Source organism: Methylorubrum suomiense (genome assembly GCF_022179765.1).
Lineage (GTDB): Bacteria > Pseudomonadota > Alphaproteobacteria > Rhizobiales > Beijerinckiaceae > Methylobacterium > Methylobacterium suomiense.
In genome coordinates this window covers 46188-62922 of sequence record NZ_BPRE01000022.1, presented here as the reverse complement: position 1 = coordinate 62922, position 16735 = coordinate 46188, and the positions used below count along the sequence as shown (strand labels likewise).

The window sequence follows — 16735 nt, the reverse complement described above, 5'->3', positions numbered from 1 at the left end:
GCCGCCGGAAGCATTGCGGGTTCCTCAGACCGTCCAGGTGTCGATGATCACCGCGTTGTCGCGCTTGTGCAGGAGGATGCAGTCGAGGACGTCGAGGGGGTTGATCATGCGGATCCCCTCGATGAAGGCCGCCTCGCCGTGGCCGTACAGGGCTTGGGTCGAGAACCGGCAGGCATAGACCTTGCCGCCCTCGGCCATGAACTTCTCCAGTTGGTTGTTGAAGTTGAGGTGGCCCGGAAAAGCCTCGTCGCCGAGCCGCGGGAAGCCGCGCTGGACGCCGAGTGTGATGCCGGGGCCGTAGAGCAGGATCGAGGTGTCGAAGCCCTTGCGCTGCAGACGGGTGGCCTGAAGCAGGTTCACGAGGCCGATCGAGCCCTCGAACGCCACCGTGTGGAAGGTGACGAGCGCCTTCTGCCCCGGCTCGGCCTTCACGTCCTCGAAGACCTTCTCCTCGTAATCGACCAGGAAGTCGCCCTTCTTGTGGGGTTCGCGGTTCACGGCAGGCATGGCTCTCGCTCCTTGGAGGACGGACCGCGGCACGGGGACCTGCCGGCGATCGCGGGTCGGTCATGGCAAGCGATGTGCCATTCCCCGCCGATCAATGCGCCGATCAATGCGCCGATCAATCTCCTCGAATAGAATACATACAAATATACGATCAATGCTCATCGCCCTTGCGATGTCGATCGCTCGCAGTTGCATGGTTACATCCGCGCCGGATGCGCAAATGAGCGCCATCGGATGCTCGATGCGGCGGCGAAGATTGTTGGAATTGTATGGATTTCGTCCGGGAGTCCCAGGAATTACGGCGCGGTACGCCATTTGCAGACCATACAATCGGACATTGATCGTATGGTGATGGTGCGGATCGCATGGGGTCGATGGATCGAGACCTGCGCGGGGATGGTCGGAGCGGCGGGCCGGGGGGCTGGGCGCCCGACCTGAAGCGCTGGGGCAAGCCCCATTATCGCGCGATCGCCGAAGCTCTGTCGGACGACATCCGGACGGGCCGCCTGACGCCGGGCACGCGCCTGCCGACGCAGCGCGCCCTGGCCGAAGCGCTCGGGCTGAACTTCACGACGGTGTCCCGCGGCTATGTCGAGGCGCACAAGCGCGGCCTGATCGAGGGGCGCGTCGGCCAGGGCACCTTCGTGGTCGATCCGGCCCGGACGGCGCGTTCGGGCGGTGTCGAGGGCGCAGCCCGGACCGGGCCGGTCGACTTCACCATGAACCTGCCGCCCGAGCCGGATGCCCCGGCCCTGCAGGCCACCATGCAGGCCTCGTTCGCGGAATTGTCGGGACATCTCAACAACCTGCTGCGCTACCAGGGCTTCGGCGGAACGGACGAGGATAAGGAGGCGGCGTTGCACTGGCTGAGCGGCCGAGGGATCGCCGCGCCGCGGGAGCGCCTGCTGATCTGTCCCGGCGCCCACAGCGCGCTGTCCAGCGTGCTCGGACAGGTCGCCCGGGCCGGCGACACCATCTGCGCCGAACGCATCACCTATCCGGGCATCCGGGCCCTGGCGGCGCATCTCGGCCTGCGCCTCGTCGGCCTGCCCATGGACCGGCACGGGGTCGATCCCGATGCGTTCGCCGCCGCCTGCACCAAGGTCGCGCCGAAGGCCATCTACCTCAATCCGCTGCTGCAGAACCCCACCACCGCGACCCTGCCCCGGACGCGGCGCGAGGCCATCATCGCGGTGGCGCGGCGCTACGCCGTCAGCATCATCGAGGACGACGCCTACGCGCGCATCTGCCCGACGCCGCCACCGAGCTTCGCCGAACTGGCGCCGGAGATCACCTACTACGTCGCCGGTCTGGCGAAGTGCCTCGGCGCCGGCCTTCGCCTCGCCTTCCTGGTCGCCCCGAGTCCCCGATCGGCCCTGCCCCTCGGCGGCGCGCTGCGAGCCGCGACCGTCATGGCCTCCCCGATCTCGACCGCCCTGGCAACGCGCTGGATCATGGACGGCACGGCGGAGGCCATCGTGCGGTTCGTCCGCGAGGAATCGAGCGCGCGCCAGCGCATCGCCGCCGCGCTGCTCCCGGCCGGGAGCTACACCGCCGACCCGCACGGCTTCCATGCCTGGATCACATTGCCCGAGGGGTGGACCCGGTCGGCCTTCGCCAGCCAGGGGCGATCCGCCGGCCTCGGCGTCGTCGGCAGCGACCCCTTCTGCGTGGCCGGGACCCCGCCGGAGGCGGTGCGCCTCTGCCTCGGCGGTCCCTCGACCCGGCAGCAGATCACGCACGGTCTGGAAGTGCTGGCCCATGCCCTCGAAGGCTCGCCGGCGCTCGCCTCGACCTATATTTGAACTGTCGCCGAGAGCATCGTGTCGGATATCGGATCCGGCACGATGCTCTCGGTTATTGTGGCGCATCGACTTTTTCCGAAAGCCGGCTCCCACCTTTCGAGCCGATGCTCTAGGTCGAAAGAAGCGTTGGCCCGCTTCACGCCATGTCCGAAACGGACGGGCGATGCGCCGGTGCAAACAGACGCTGGCCACCGAGCCAGGATGTCCATGCAGATCGCTCCATCGGTGCCGCGCCGGTCCCCTAGACCCTCACGCGCTGGGCTGTTCGCGCTCACCCTCCTCGTCGCGGCCTGCTCCGACGACGCCCCGGAGCGTCGCCGTGCCCTGGGCGAGAACCCGAGCTTCGGCGACGCCATGCAGGTGGCCGACGCGGAGCGGGGCGGACGCCTGTTCCGCTCCTGCGCAGCGTGCCACACGATCGGGATGGGTGCCGGCGACCGCAACGGCCCGGGCCTCTACGGCGTGATGGGCAAGCCCGTCGCCGGAAACAGCCGGCGCTTCGCCTATACGGGGGCGCTCCGATCCCTCGGCGGCGTTTGGACGCCGGACCGAATGGACCGCTGGCTTGCCGCCCCGGCCAAGACGGCACCGGGCACGAGCATGACTTTTCGTGGGGTCGCCGATCCCCTCGACCGGGCGGACATCATCGCGTTTCTCCAAGCGCAGAGCGTCGTCGGAGCCGGCGCCGCAGCGTCCCCGCCCCGGCCCTGATCCTCGCGCGTCAGGCGTTCTCGCAGACAGACCCACCGACTTCGCGCCGGGCGAGGCGGAAGGTCATGCGGTGCACAGGCGCGCAGCGGTGCGAACGAGCTGGCGAAAGTCCGCCGGTTTGCGCAACCGCTCGACATGGTCGAAGCGCGCCGGGATCTCCTCGTCATCGTACCCCGTCACGAACACGAACGGCACGTTCGCGTCCTGCAGCGCCTCCGAGATGCGGTAACCGATGCCGTGGCCGAGATTGATGTCGACCAGGGCGCAATTCGGTCGCTCGGTCTCCAGCAAGGTCAGCGCCAAGTCTTCGTGCCCAACCGGGCCGATCACCTGCCCACCCGCTTCGCGCAAGGCCCGCTCGGTGTCCGAAGCGATGAAGTAATCGTCCTCGACCACCAGCACCGTACACCCGCTGAGATCTTCTTCTCCCGGCATGTCCAACGAGCCTCCTGTCATCGCTGCGCTGAGCGCATCGTGTCAGCTCGCAAGATACGGTCGCCGCGCCGCCACGGAAACTCCCATGCGCAGCACACCCCGGCTGGCTTGACGGCAACCCTGGCCGGGTCCGTCCCATCTCGTCAGGAATCCGCCGTCGGACGGGCCTCTCGCACTTGGTGGATGCCGGGCCGCGGACCGAGCCGCAGAGGGCCGGAGCCTTGATGGCGGTCGGCCGAGAGAGCCGCTGCACGGCGTCGCTGCGCTTGATCGGAAAGCCCGGCCGCTCGTCGCTGTCCGACGAACCCGTTGCACCACGATGGCCTGCACGGCCCCATAACGGCGTTGCGTTCGTCGTGGCGGGGGAAATGTCCGTATCGAAGATTTGGATGGCCGACGTCACGCTCGGGCTCGCGCCGGCACTTTGCAGAGAGCGCAACCCGGATCGCCTACCGCCGTGAGGGGAACGGTCCATCGCATGGCCGGAGAGGTCGAGCTACGGCGCCCTCCCCGCTCAGCCCGTCACGGTTGGCCCGTGCGCCTCTGGCGATGGGCGCGCCCCGTCACCGCGACGGCGGCGTCCGTGCCGTCAGCTTGTTTCCATCGGGATCGCGCAGATAGGCAACGAATGCCCCGTTCGGACGCTCCGTGGGCGGGCTCTCGATGGCGATGCCCCCGTGCCGAATGCCGGCCTCATGCCAAGCCAGGACATGGTCGCGGCTCGCGGCGGCGATACCGATCGTCCCGCCATTGGCCGCGGTCGCCGGCTTGCCGTCGATCGGTGTCGTGATCATCAGGCGGCCGCCCTCATGGGCGTAGATCAGCCGACCCCTGGCATCCCTCTCGCCGGGCTTGCCCCCCAGCGCGGCGAAGGTCGCGTCATAGAAGTTCCGGGCGCGCTCCAAGTCGTTGCTGCCGATCATGACGTGGGTGAACATGCATCCGCTCCCGAAAGGGGAAGCCTGGGATAGCCTGCGCCGCCCGCGGAGACGAGCGGTGCGCCGCCCGATGCAGGGGGCCGTGGCAAGGGATCGACGCTCGGCGGCATCGCCCCGCTCAAGGCCCGGGCTCGATGAAGCCGAGCGGCCCATGTCGCGGGAGCGAGGAGCCGTCCGTCTTCACTGGCCGGCGCCGACGACTCCCTGCGAGCTTGCGAGTGAGGGCGGCATCCTTGGGGAAACCTCAGGCCTTTCCGTTGTGAGGCCTTGCCGGCATGCCGGCCGCCTCCGGCTCACCGACGTGTGACGGGGCGCTTCGGCAGCGCAACGGCACACAGGATCTGAAGCACCGCCAGGATCGCGAAGACGAACCAGAACGGCAGGGCCGGATCGTATTCGTAGAGCGAGGTCGTCAGGGCCGGCGCGATGATCGCGCCCCCACCCTGCACGGCCGAGACGAGGCCCGCGACCGAGCCCTGCAGGGTGCCCGGCACCGCCAGGGAGGCTCCCGACATGAAGCCCGGCAGGACCAAGCCCGCTCCGAGCCCGATCAGGGCGAAAGCGACATAGTAGCTCCACAGCGACATCGTCATGAGCAGGATCAGGATGCCGGCGGCGAAGACGGGGATGCCAACCGTCACCATGCGGCCCGCCTGCCATCGCAGCAGCTTGACCTGAACGACTTGAACCAACAGCAGGACGAGGCCGGTGATGGTGAGCGCCATGGCGAGCGTCCTGCCGGTCTCCAGCGCCGACAATCCCAACCGATCCTGCAGGTAGAAGCCCGCGTTGATCTGCAGCGTGACGATCACCGTCATGGCACCGAGGCCCACGAGCAGCCAGGGCCATAGATCGGCGTGCCAGGGCCGCAGCGGCTCCTGCGCGGCCATCGATTTCGGCCGCGTGCTCCGGAGCACCAGGAGCATGGCGCCGAGGCCCATGAGCGGCAGCATTGTCGCGGCATAGAGCGGCCAAAGCAGGCCTCCGAGCAGCAGCACACCGCCGATTGCAGGGCCGAGGATCAGCGCCATGCCGTTGGCCGCGCTCACCAGCGCCATCCCCGCACTGCGACCGGCCTCGTCGGTGACATCCGCCATGTAGGCCTGCGACGCGGTCGGTACGGCCGGAATGAACACGCCGATCAGGGCTCGGCCGAGGATCAGGGCCGCGAGCAATGTGGTCCCGGCCAAGGCGCCGGCGAGACCGAGCATGACGCAGGCCGTGTAGGCCGCATAGCTCGCTGCGAGACCGGCAAATCCGGCGAGGATCACCGGCCGGCGGCCGATCTTGTCGCTCAGGCGGCCCCAACGCGCACTCGCCAGGACCATGGTGGCGGCACCGATCGAGATCATCCAGCCGCCCTGGCTCTCCGACAGCCCCAATTGGCGGACCAGCGGCGAGACAATCGGCAGGATCACCATCATGCCGAGATAGCAGATGAAAATCCCGAGGAAGAGGATCGGTTTCGCACGCCGCATCGCGAACGCCTCCGCAGGCGAAGGCGAAGGCGAATGGTCGGCGTCCCGAACGAATGTCGAAGATGAAGCCGTTTCAGCCATGGAACCCCTTCGAGAACATTCTACGAATGGCAGAGCCGCCGCATCCGGTGGAGCGGATGACCGCGCCGATGGACGCTGCCGGTGGCCCGCCGGGCCTCCGACCCGTGGAAAGCTCAGGCGGTGACGCTGTGAGGCCGGGCCTTGCAGTCGCGCGATGCGACCCGGCGATCGATGGTCGGATCGCCGGAACGGAACCCGTGGCCGCCGACGATGCCCCCGCACCAGGGCGATTTCCGTCGGCACGAGCGTTACGCCGCGGCATGCATCGGCTTGCGGAGCGGATCACCACGCTCATTGCGCGAGCGCGTCCATAGCCGAGCGCTGGCGGACGATTGCCTGCACCGCGATGTCGGATCATCGAGTGTCGGTCCCTGCAGCGGCGGGATCGCCGCCATCGATAGCGGTGGGCTCCACGCAAGGGCTCCGCCCAATTTGATCGAAGCCACGGCGGAGAAGCGCCGCATCAACCTTTATACTGGTTGATCAGACTATCTTCCAAAATCATACGACTCGTCAAATGTCATGCTGCAATCATCAAAAACAAATTTGAATTATTCAATTACATTGATCGGCGCATCCTTACTGCTGATGTGTGGCGGCAGCATCGAACACTGCGTGTCGCACAGCAGCCCTCGACGTCGGCAACTGGGCCAGCCGGGACGGCGAAGAAGGCATCTCGCATCGGTCGGCCCTCTCGCGCTCAAGAAGACAGCTTGAGAAAAAGATCGGTCTTCGCCCGCGCTCGTGAACGGATCTCCATTGATGGGACGATGTTGTTGCCGACAACATTCGCCCGGTGCGCACATGGCCCGAACAGATTCGGGGCATCCGCGCCCTGATACGGATTTCTTCTCAGCTTGGCCGAAACCAGATCCTTTCGACTACGTTCAAAACACAAGCGACTCACATGGATTAACCGAGAACCTGAGCCGTAATGTTGCGCGCTCTCAGGCAGGGAGGAGCTATGCGTCGAGCCGATCAGACTCCTCAGCTCAGCAGCCCTGGGCCTGCCCGCTTCACCGTTCACGGCGTCGCCGACGGGTTGGCGGACAGCTATGCCGGCCTCATCGACGCCGATCTTCCCGACGACATCGCCTCGCTCGTGCTCCTGCTTCACCAGCGCGACGCGGTCAGCCGGAAGCGGCAGGGCGACGGCACGGTGTCGTCCTTGCCATCGAAGCTCGTCCTCGTGGTCGAAGATGATCCGACGGTGCGAGAGCTGACGGTGGCGATGCTGGAGGAAACCGTTCTCGACGTCCTCGCTTGCGCCTCGGCGGAGGAGGCGATCGCGATCATGCGCCAGCATGCGGACGAGATCGCCATGCTGTTCACCGATATCCAGTTGGCCGGCACCCTGGACGGCATCGACCTCGCGAGTCTCACCGACGCCGCGTGGCCGAACGTTCATCTCGTCGTCACCTCCGGCGGCATGGGCCATCGGATCGCCGAACTGCCTGACCGGGCTGTCTTTCTGGGCAAACCTTGGCGCGCGCTCGATGTCTTCCGGCAAGTCGATCGAGCGGTGCGAGCGCCGGCTTTGGCCGACCGGTAACGACCCATCCGGCGGCGCCGCGCAAGATGCCGGAAATGCTTTCGGCCATTCGTCACAGGGCTCGATCGTGGTGTCCAAGGTGCTCGGAAATCCATCCAAGCCCTTTGGATGCGACGCGCAGACCGAGACCCACGGCGACCTTGTCGAGGTCGGCATCGTCGATCCCGCCAAGGTGGTGCGCACCGCGCTCCAGGATGCCACCTCGGTCGCGGGCCTGCTCGTGACGACGGAGGCACTGGTGGCCGACCGGTATCCGCCGCGGTTCATCCCGCCTGCGATGTCGCACTGGCTTGAACTAAGTTAAGCTCGCGCGATGTCCGGCGCATGACCGAACGCGCCCCCGACACACTGTTCTGCCTTCACTTTCTCGGCGGAAGCGCCCGGACGTGGACGCCTCTCGCCGAGGCTTTGGCCGGGACCATGCGGGTCGTCCCCCTCGATCTGCCCGGCTTCGGCGACGCCCGCGAAGAAGGCGGATACAGCGTCGATGCGATGGCCGACAGGATCGCCGCGGCCATCGCTGCCCAATCCGGCCCCTATCGTCTCGCCGGCCACAGCATGGGCGCCAAGGTTGCCCTCATCCTCGCCCGCCGGGCCGAGGATGGAGATCCAAACCTTGCCGGGCTGAGCGGCCTCGTGCTGGTCTCAGGCTCGCCGCCGAGTCCGGAGCCGATCCCGGACGACCGGCGTAGCCAGATGCTGTCGTGGATCGATGCCGATCCCGAGACCCGTGCCAGGGAAGCCCGCACCTTCGTTCGGGCCAATGTCGGCGGCTCCCTTCCGTCTGACTTCGAAAACCTGGCGACGGACGATGTGCTCCGGGCCGCCCCCGCGGCCTGGAAGGCGTGGCTCAACGCCGGTGCCGACGAGGATCTCTGCCGCCGGGTCGGCGTGCTGCGTACGCCTGCACTGGTCTTCGCCGGCAGCGAGGATGCCGATCTCGGCCCCGACGCGCAGGCGGCGCTGACGCTGCCCCACCTCGCCCACGGCCACCTCGTCACCGTCGATGGCGTCGGCCACCTGCTCCCGCTCGAACAGCCGGACGCGCTCGCGCGGGCGATCCTCGATCATGTCGCCAAGCCTCGCGAGCCCCGCGCAGCCCCACCCGCGATTCCCCCGGGCTACGCCGACCTGATCGCCAGCGACCGGGTGAATTCCCGGCTGCGCTCGGCCCTGAACGAGCGGGCCGCGGCCGACGACCCGGCCTATACCCCGCAGGCCCTCGATCCGGTGGAACTCGCCATCCTGCGGGCGGTCTTCGCGCGGGTCCTGCCGGTCGCCGGCCTCGATGTCGCGGCGCGGGTCGATGCACGCCTCGCCACCGGAAGGGGCGACGGCTGGCGATTCATGGCCCTGCCCGCGGACGACAAAGCGTATCGCGCCGCCCTGCGCACCCTCGATGCCGCCGCCCGTGCCGCCCATGAGCGCCCCTTCGTCGTCCTCGCCGGGGACCGGCAGGACGCGCTTCTGACCCTCGCGCAGAAGGGCGAGCTCACGGTGCCGCCCTCCCTCGGTGGGAGGCTCGACGCCGACCGGATGCGGTTCTGGTTCGAGGATGCCCGGGCCGATGCCGCCCGCCTTTACCTGTCCCACCCGGCCGCCCTCGCGCGGCTCGGCTTTTCCGGCATCGGGGCGGGGGGCGACAGCCCCGCTCCCATCGCCCAGGGCCTGCCGGGCTTTGCCAATACGAGCCTCGATACGCCCGAGCCTTGGGAGCCAAAGCCTTGGGAGCCCGGGCCTTGGAAGACCTTGGCCGAGGAGTCCGCACGATGAATCTCGACACGATGCGGATCCATTCCGAGGACGAGACGGTCGATGCCGTCGTCATCGGCACCGGGGCGGGGGGCGCGCCCGTCCTCGCCATCCTCGCGGCGGCGGGCCTGAAGGTCGTCGCCCTGGAGGCCGGGCCGAACTTCACGCCGGAGACATTCGCCTTCGACGAGACCCTGGCCGATGAGATCTACTGGACGGAGGAGCGTCTCAGCGGCGGCTCCACGCCCGAGGCGTTCGGCGGCAACAACAGCGGCACCGGCGTCGGCGGCTCGATGCTGCACTGGGGCGCCTTCGTCCCCCGGGCCGATGCCCGGGACCTGCGGCTGCACACTGAGAGCGGTGAGGGCGTCGATTGGCCGATCTCGCATGACGCGTTGCGGCCGTTCTACGAGCGGGTGGAAGCGTTCCTCGGCGTATCAGGGCCGCGGAGCTACCCGTGGGATGCCGAGCGCCGGTATCCTCTCCCCCCGGTGCGTCGCAACGGCCCGGCCGAGCTGATGGCCGGGGCCTGCAAGGCCCAGGGCATCCGCTGGGCCGACGCGCCGGCGGCGGTCGTCTCCCGGGATTTCAAGTCCGAGGGCGGGCCGATGCGCCAGGGCTGCATCAATTGCGGCTTCTGCCACCAGGGCTGCCGCACCGGCGCCAAGGCGAGCATGGACGTCACCTACCTGCCGCTCGCCGTCTCCCACGGCGCCGAGATCCGGCCGGAGAGCTTTGCCCACGGATTCGAGCGGGATCGGGACGGCCGCATCGCGGCGGTACTCTACACGAAGGACGGGCGAGAGCGCCGCCAGCGCTGCCGGGCGGTCTTTCTCTGTGCGGGTGCCGTCGAGACGCCGCGCCTCCTGCTGCACACCGGCCTCGCCAACGGCAGCGGGCAGGTCGGCCGCAATTACATGGGCCATGTTGCGACGCAGGTCTGGGGCACCTTCGATCACGAGGTGCGGATGAACCGGGGCTACCCCTCCTCCCTGATCACCGAGGATTTCATCCGTCCGAAGGACGCGGACTTCGCGGGGGGCTACCTGATCCAGAGTCTCGGGGTGGTTCCCGTGACCTTCGCCAACGCCGTCGCCCGCGGCCGCGGCCTGTGGGGGCAGCCGCTCCTCGACTATCTCGGGCGCTACAACCACCTCGCGGGGATCGGCATCAACGGCGAGACGCTGCCCTGCGACGCCAACGTGCTCACCCTCTCCGACGAGACCGACGCCCGCGGAATGCGCAAGGCGCGGATCGATTTCGGCTACAGCACCAACGAGAACCGGCTGAACGTCCACGCCACGAAGGTCATGCGCGACCTCTGGGAGGCGGCCGGTGCCACGGACATCTGGGTCCTGGAGCGCGTCGCCCACACCCTCGGCACCTGTCGGATGGGCCACGACGGCGACATGGCGGTCGTCGATCCGCACGGGCGCAGCTTCGAGATCGACAACCTCTGGATCAGCGACGGCTCAACCTTCCCGAGTTCGCTCGCCGCGAACCCGGCCCTGACGATCATGGCGCTGGCGCTGCGGACGGCGGAGCGGTTCCTGGCTTTGGGGCGGTAGCCCGTTCGCTTTCGCTCGCTTGTGCAAGGATCGCTGCAACATACGAGCGAGGGGCCAGCGTACCCCCCTCCTCACCGGGGGAGCGTGGTCACTGCAACAACAGGGGTCGCGAGAGGGGAACGAAGCTTCCTAAAAAAAAGCGCGTGGCGGTCGTTCAGTGGGCTGAATGTTGAGCGACAGTTTTCCACCCGTATCAGATGGAGTGAATTCCTTTACTCCCTACCACTTTGGCATTTTTACATGACAAGAAATAATGCATGCAGATCAATCCGTACAAGCGTTTGCGGATTTGCTAAGATTCATTGCCTGACCATGACCAAATGACACTCGTAAAGAAACACATCTTATTTAATAGGTGTCATGCAGACAACGCGTAAACCGCGCTCCTGTCTGCGCATGAAGCCAATTATTTTTCTCAAACTCTTTTTTAAAGAAATATAGCCCGTCGATGTGGGCTATAAAATATCTCAAAGCATTTTTCTGTACCGCGATTGTATGCAGCACGCATAAAGTGACACCAGGATGAAGATCGTTGTCGTACAAGCCCATGAGGTAGGGGCCACTACGAGTAAAAATTCCCCACACCTCTGGCATCAATCTGAGGTTAAAACAGCTTCAGGCGAGAAACCGCCATCGAACAAATGTGGCGCTATGACGGGTCAGCCACAGTCAGGCGGTTCTCTACGTGCAACCCCCGTAACGTCCGCGAACCACTCAAAGCAGGCCCTCGCTGCGGCCGCTTCCGCGCAGTCTTACGAACCGTATGAGCGACTACGGAGCTACCGATCAGACCATAATTACCGAGAAAGTGGATCTTTGCCGTTTCAAGGTCGCTTCTTGGGTGAACGGTTCGACCTAGAGAAATGGCAAGCCTTACGCCGATCCCTCAACATCCTCAGGCAAGCCCGAACCCAACTCACCCGCTTCCTCAGCGATCCCGGCGCCGATCTCAACGTCCTCGACGACAAGCTCAACAGCACACTTCGTAGTCCTAGCTTTTTGGGAAACCTTTCGGCGCTTCGAGCGTAGCGTTGGCTTTAGGCATCCTGCCAGAGGACCGAGCGCGATGGAACCGATGAAACCCATGAAGCCGATGGAGCCGATGAAGGGCTCAAAGCCCTGGTGGCCGCAGGAACTCGGCCAACCCTCGACCAGCGGTGGCCAGGACGGTATGCGCTACGCGTTCTTCCCCGATCAGCAGCGGCTCCTCGTCGAGACCGACGGCAAGCTGGCCACTTACGACAGCGGCGACCACCGCATCAGCGGCGTCTCTCAATCGAACGGCCGGGCACCGAGCTTCACCACCCAGGATGGTGATGTGAATGTAAACGACCTGAAGGTCGTGGATTGAGGGACGTTCCGGCACGCAAGCGGGTCGAAGCCGTGATCAAGAACATCCGCCGAGCCACGCGTCGGCAATTCACGGACGAGGAGCAGATCCGCATCCTGCTGGAAAGCCTACGCGGTGAGGACAGCATCGCCGAACTGTGCCGGCGCGAGGGCATTGGCAGCTCGATGGACTACGGCTGGTCCAAGGAGTTTCTGGAAACCAGCAAGAGGCGGCCTTCCGGTGCCACGACTCAAGCCGTCACCGCCAACGAAGTCAAGGAGTCGCATCGTGAGGCAGGTGCGCTGAAGGAGGTCGTGGCCGACCTCGTTCTCGAAAACCGCCTGCTCGAACAAGCATGAGCAGGGCTTGGGTGCGACGAGGCATGAGGTATCCGGCTCACAAGAAACGGGAGATCATCCGGCTGGTCGAGCCATCCCATCTCCTGGTGCTCGCCACCCTGGAGAAGCTCGGCATCACCCGCGCGCCGTTTTACCGGTGGTACGACGCCGACCAGGGTGGCGGCCCCGAGGCGCGGGCCGACCGTCCATCCCGCCCCTGCCGAGTCTGGAACCGCCTACCGACCGAGATCCGTGACTTAGAGCGCCTAACAGAACCGTCTGATCTGGTTGATGGTGATGAGGCTTGCGGCGAGGCTGGTATAGCCGCCGACCGCCACGCGTCGCTCGGCCGCACTCTGGCGTGAAGGCTCGCGCTGCTTCCGCAGCGCATCCGCAAACTTCCCAGGGGTATGGCTGGATACCAGCTAAGTCAATGAAATGATTGGCGCACCCGACACGATTCGAACGTGTGACCTTTGCCTTCGGAGGGCAACGCTCTATCCAGCTGAGCTACGGGTGCTGAGCCGTTCCGTGAGTAGCCCAACTGGGCGGCTCGCGCAACGCCACTGAGCGGGAGAAATGAAAATCCTGGTCGCTCAAAGGGATGAACGCGTGGCCCTCCTCAGGCAAAGGTCACACGCTCGAATCGTGTCGGGTGCGCAAGGGGTGGCGGAGGGGCCGCTCGAGCGCCGGCAATGTATCCGCGGATGCGGGCGGTGTGCGGGTCAGACTCAAGCTCTCCATCAGCCAGGTCCAAATCGAGCCGGTCAGGTCGAGTTTCTCGCGAGGAGTCGCGGTGGCAACGTCGTAGCCGTCAATCTTCCAGAGGCCGGGCACGATCTGGACATCGGGCAACAGACGGGTAGCGACGACCCCGTCTCCCAGATCGTCGACAGCGGCATCGTCGCCGGCGAGTCACAGCGTATCGAGGCTACCCGCTCGCGACATGAGGCCGCGCGCCATGGCCCCTGCGCTCAAACCTCAGACTTCTTCGCCGTTCTTCGACAAGGCGGACCCGAGAATCCCCGGGATCAACACCACGACGTTCCTTTACATGTTGCCGCCCCGCCGTCCTGAACCGTTCCTCCCCTCGTGGCTGCACCCGCGATCGGCTCGCCAGCTAGCCAAGGTAGGAGACTCACACAACCATATGCTTCCGCTTGTGTTTTCTTCCTGAGTTTGGAGTTTCCACCGCAAAAGGATAGCGATGACACGGTTGTTCTGGCTCTCCGATGAAGCCTGGGGGCGGATCAAGCCGCGCCTACCCAACGGCCAACCGGGCAAGTCTCGAGTCGACGACAGGCGGGTGATCAGCGGTATCCTGCACGTCCTAAAGGTTGGCTGCTCCTGGGAGGACACTCCCTCGGCTTATGGCCCCCACGCGACGATCTACAACCGCTACAACAGGTGGTCTCAGCACGGGATCTAGCAACGGCTATTCGCGCCCAGTAGCCACATGGCCCTTTCCCCTGCACGGCAAGCCGCTCGCCGCCCTACGCTCCGTCGCATGCGCACCGAGGGACCTTTGGATTGGGGCCTTGCACGGGCCTCGATGCTAACGGCCGAGGCGAGACGCGACTAGGGCGCCGTCTTCTGCGAGGACCATGCGCCGTCCGTCGTCTATCGGCAGCGTTTGCGCCGTCAGCGGGCGGCCACGGCGAGCGTCGTTGCCGGGATCGCGTTGACAGGTAGGCGCATCAGCGCCTGTGCGAAGGGCGCCGACATCCCAAGGCGGGAGAACTCCAGCAGTTCGTTGACGCCGCTGGTGCTGCTGAGGTGCATTGCCTCGTAGCGGCACACCGGGATCTGGCGGTTGTCGCGGAACCGCCGATCCGGTCCACCGCTCTTGTTCGGGTGCTTCCAGGTATAGCTAATGACCTGTGCGTCCGACGGCACCTGACCTTCCTCAATGAAGTTCGAATCTTGCCAGACTACCTTCAGCTTTGAATACGGAATGGCACCGACGCTGCGGCCGTCGTCCATCAACGCGACGTCGGGGAGGAAGTAGATGATCTGCCTGCCGACGTGGAGCGCGGGCGGGGTGATGTTGCTGGAGACGGTCGGGGGCAGCTTGAATTCGAGCGTCGTCGGCTTCTTATCGACGAGGTGGGACGCGCCGGCATTCCGCTTCCACGTGGTCAGATCCTGCACGGCGCCCCCGGCGGCGACGTGCCACTTCATGGAGCAGCCCATCAGGCCATCGAAGCCGCGGATCGCCTCCTCGTAGGCCCGCATCACGTCGGGCTCGAGGTCATAGAACAGCACGCAGGTCCGGCGGTAAGAATCGAGCCATCGACCGAACACCCATCCGACGACGCCCAGCAGCGACGCCAGAAGCCCCTGAGGGCCCAGAACGAACGCCGCGATGATGCCGGTTGCGGCCAGGGACCAGCCAAGCAGGGAAGCCATGCTGGCCTGCTTGCGCTTCGCGTTGATCTCGTCGAGGAGTTCGCCGAACGACTCGTCGCGCATCGCGAGGACGTCGTCGGATTCCACCTCGACCATAGTCACGCCGGGATCCGAATAGACGACCGTCGGATCGCGCGGCCGCACTGGGATGGGAACGGCCGCATCGGTCCGCCGTTCGCCCGGCCGTCCGATCGTTGCCCGATAGGAGAAGCCGCCGCGGCCGGCGTGGACGTAGTGGCCGCGAGGACCCGTTCCAATGCGCAACCCTCTGATACCGACCGAGGCGCCGACGCCCCCCTTGGAGAAGTTGAACCGGAAGGGCCCGGCACTCACCGACTTCCTGAAGTATAAGGGCATGATGCTCGCCTGGAACGTATCGTATCGCGCGCGCAAAAAAGCAGGCCTACGGCGACATCCAGTGTATGTGTGTGCCAATCAGCTCAGCGACTCAGAAATCCGATGTAGAGACCCCTGCGCCTGCCTTCACCGGTGCTGCCGCAGGTGCGCCCCCGGCTGATTCCCCGGCCGCCCCCGGCGATTTCGGCAAGGCTCCCTGCTGCGTCATGCGTTGCTCGGCGGCTCCCATCGCGCGCCCGACCGCATCGGCATCGGCCCCCCAGCGCTGGCTCCATGCCACGGCCACGACCTGCATCTTCGCCTTCGACCAGGGATGTTCACCACGCCACGACAAGATCTCGGTTGCTCCCCTCAACTGAAGATCGCCTGACTGAGCTCTGACCTCTTGGTCGAAGGAATCGAGGTTGTAGCCTTGGGACGAGCCGTCGCTCTTTCCCCGCCTTTCGTAGTCGTCCTTGCGTTTCTCGTTCGCGAGCACCCTCTCGCTGACGAACCGCTGGATAGCCGCGACTGCTGCCAGGTTCGCTCGGCTGCGATCGGCCGGCATCAGGCTGGACTGGGGTGCCACGCCGAAGCCGACGACGACCCGCTCCCCGTTCTCGTCCGTGAAGACGCGCGCGCCCATCGTGTAGGCCAACCAATCCGCGTTTTCGGCTTTGATCGCCTCGAATTGTTGCCGGATGGGCGCCTGGGGCGTCTCCCGTTGTATCGTCAGCGTGGGATTCCAGATGGTTTCCGCGACGCTAGCGAGCTTCGGTGTCCAGATCAGGCCAGTCAGGACATTGTACCGGCCTTCATCCTGTTGGCTTGGTCCCTCGCACTGGATGACGGTGAAGGCGCCCGATGCGAACATCTCGGCGCTGCGTTCAATGCTCTGGTTGACCCGCAGTTGCTCGGTGGTAACCGCCTCTCGTTTCTGGGCCTCTGTCCCTCCTGACCATTTGGGATCGAATTTCTTGATCTCTGCGTCGAGAGCCTTGTCCGTGAGCACCAGGGACTTGTCGACGATCGAGAGCTGATCAATGACCGGCCGCAAGGAGGGCGGCGCGTCGTCCCCGCCCAACAGCTTAGCGGTCAAGGACCGGTTCGACCGTATCGTCGTGCGCATCGCCTCAGCCAGCGACTTCCGGGCGCTGAGCTCAGCATAGGTGAAAGCGACATCCCGGGCGGCGAGCCAATTCCGTGACCCCACCGGCTCCCGCAAAGAGGCTTGGCTGTGGGCGACATAGACGAAGTATCCGTTCTTCCTCTCGTTTTTGCCGTCCTCAAGCTTCTCTTTCGTCTTCCAGTCGGCCCAGCATTGTTCGACCGACGGAGGTTGCGCGCTCGCCGAAGGGTGTGCTCCGCCATTAAGAGCCGCCGTCGCCTCGGCGTCACCGCCGGGCGCGCTCGTTTGGGCCAGGGCCACCGCACTGACACCCAGGCACAGCGCGGCGGTCGCGCCGAAGGAACCAAGACGCTTCGCGTTCATCTC

12 protein-coding genes, 1 tRNA gene and 3 pseudogenes are annotated in these 16735 nt (G+C 65.9%); 9 read left to right on the top strand and 7 right to left on the bottom strand.

Translation table 11 applies throughout. From position 1 onward, the window contains the following. Positions 1 to 24: 24 nt before the first annotated feature. Entirely contained in the window at positions 25 to 507 is a 483-nt protein-coding gene (locus MFF26_RS24335) for an MSMEG_0572/Sll0783 family nitrogen starvation response protein (protein WP_012452016.1), read from the bottom strand. 365 nt (positions 508 to 872) lie between these two features. On the opposite strand from MFF26_RS24335, the gene MFF26_RS24330 reads away from it, so the two are divergent. Together MFF26_RS24330 and MFF26_RS24325 are read left to right on the top strand one after the other, a co-directional pair. Further along, positions 873 to 2312, top strand: coding sequence for an aminotransferase-like domain-containing protein (locus tag MFF26_RS24330; protein ID WP_373324533.1), 1440 nt, complete (start codon positions 873 to 875; stop codon positions 2310 to 2312). A 207-nt stretch (positions 2313 to 2519) separates the two neighbouring features. Next, positions 2520 to 3023, top strand: coding sequence for a c-type cytochrome (locus tag MFF26_RS24325; protein WP_137829909.1), 504 nt, complete (start codon positions 2520 to 2522; stop codon positions 3021 to 3023). A gap of 63 nt (positions 3024 to 3086) precedes the next feature. Here the strand turns inward: MFF26_RS24325 and MFF26_RS24320 are convergent, their stop codons facing one another. The 3 genes from MFF26_RS24320 to MFF26_RS24310 all read right to left on the bottom strand — a co-directional run bounded on the left by MFF26_RS24320 (position 3087) and on the right by MFF26_RS24310 (position 5874). Beyond that, positions 3087 to 3458 carry a response regulator gene (locus MFF26_RS24320; RefSeq protein ID WP_238308778.1) on the bottom strand — a complete coding sequence of 124 codons (372 nt, stop codon included), beginning with the start codon at positions 3456 to 3458 and terminating at the stop codon, positions 3087 to 3089. A 563-nt stretch (positions 3459 to 4021) separates the two neighbouring features. Next, a complete protein-coding gene (locus MFF26_RS24315; protein ID WP_137829907.1) occupies positions 4022 to 4396 on the bottom strand; it encodes a VOC family protein in 375 nt (124 codons plus the stop codon). Positions 4397 to 4689: 293 nt separating this feature from the next. Further along, the gene (locus MFF26_RS24310) at positions 4690 to 5874 is read right to left on the bottom strand and encodes an MFS transporter (protein WP_171015480.1); all 1185 of its coding nucleotides are present in this window, start codon (positions 5872 to 5874) and stop codon (positions 4690 to 4692) included. Between the two features lie 1045 nt (positions 5875 to 6919). On the opposite strand from MFF26_RS24310, the gene MFF26_RS24305 reads away from it, so the two are divergent. The 6 genes and pseudogenes from MFF26_RS24305 to MFF26_RS24280 form a co-directional block, all read left to right on the top strand. Continuing rightward, a complete protein-coding gene (locus MFF26_RS24305; RefSeq protein WP_137829905.1) occupies positions 6920 to 7507 on the top strand; it encodes a response regulator in 588 nt (195 codons plus the stop codon). Positions 7508 to 7562: 55 nt separating this feature from the next. Further along, positions 7563 to 7811: pseudogene (gene groEL / locus MFF26_RS24300) on the top strand (chaperonin GroEL); the annotation flags it as partial. Between the two features lie 20 nt (positions 7812 to 7831). Then, positions 7832 to 9280, top strand: coding sequence for an alpha/beta hydrolase (locus MFF26_RS24295; protein WP_137829903.1), 1449 nt, complete (start codon positions 7832 to 7834; stop codon positions 9278 to 9280). Further along, positions 9277 to 10827 (top strand): GMC family oxidoreductase, encoded by a 1551-nt coding sequence (locus MFF26_RS24290; RefSeq protein ID WP_137829902.1) that lies wholly within the window; start codon positions 9277 to 9279, stop codon positions 10825 to 10827. The genes MFF26_RS24295 and MFF26_RS24290 overlap by 4 nt, the downstream gene beginning before the upstream one ends. Before the next feature lie 1066 nt (positions 10828 to 11893). Beyond that, entirely contained in the window at positions 11894 to 12178 is a 285-nt protein-coding gene (locus tag MFF26_RS24285) for a hypothetical protein (protein ID WP_137829901.1), read from the top strand. Next, positions 12175 to 12752 (top strand): annotated as a pseudogene (locus tag MFF26_RS24280) (transposase); the annotation flags it as partial. The gene MFF26_RS24285 and the pseudogene MFF26_RS24280, both read left to right, overlap by 4 nt. A 186-nt stretch (positions 12753 to 12938) precedes the next feature. Here MFF26_RS24280 and MFF26_RS24275 read toward each other — a convergent pair. Then, positions 12939 to 13015, bottom strand: a tRNA-Arg gene (locus tag MFF26_RS24275). Between the two features lie 687 nt (positions 13016 to 13702). On the opposite strand from MFF26_RS24275, the pseudogene MFF26_RS24270 reads away from it, so the two are divergent. Beyond that, positions 13703 to 13918: pseudogene (locus tag MFF26_RS24270) on the top strand (transposase); the annotation flags it as partial. A gap of 218 nt (positions 13919 to 14136) precedes the next feature. On the opposite strand, the gene MFF26_RS24265 reads toward MFF26_RS24270, so the two are convergent. Together MFF26_RS24265 and MFF26_RS24260 are read right to left on the bottom strand one after the other, a co-directional pair. Next, positions 14137 to 15261, bottom strand: a complete 1125-nt coding sequence (locus tag MFF26_RS24265; RefSeq protein ID WP_283207424.1) for a DUF4236 domain-containing protein — start codon at positions 15259 to 15261, stop codon at positions 14137 to 14139. 91 nt (positions 15262 to 15352) lie between these two features. Beyond that, positions 15353 to 16732 carry a hypothetical protein gene (locus tag MFF26_RS24260; RefSeq protein ID WP_238308776.1) on the bottom strand — a complete coding sequence of 460 codons (1380 nt, stop codon included), beginning with the start codon at positions 16730 to 16732 and terminating at the stop codon, positions 15353 to 15355. Positions 16733 to 16735: the final 3 nt, after the last annotated feature.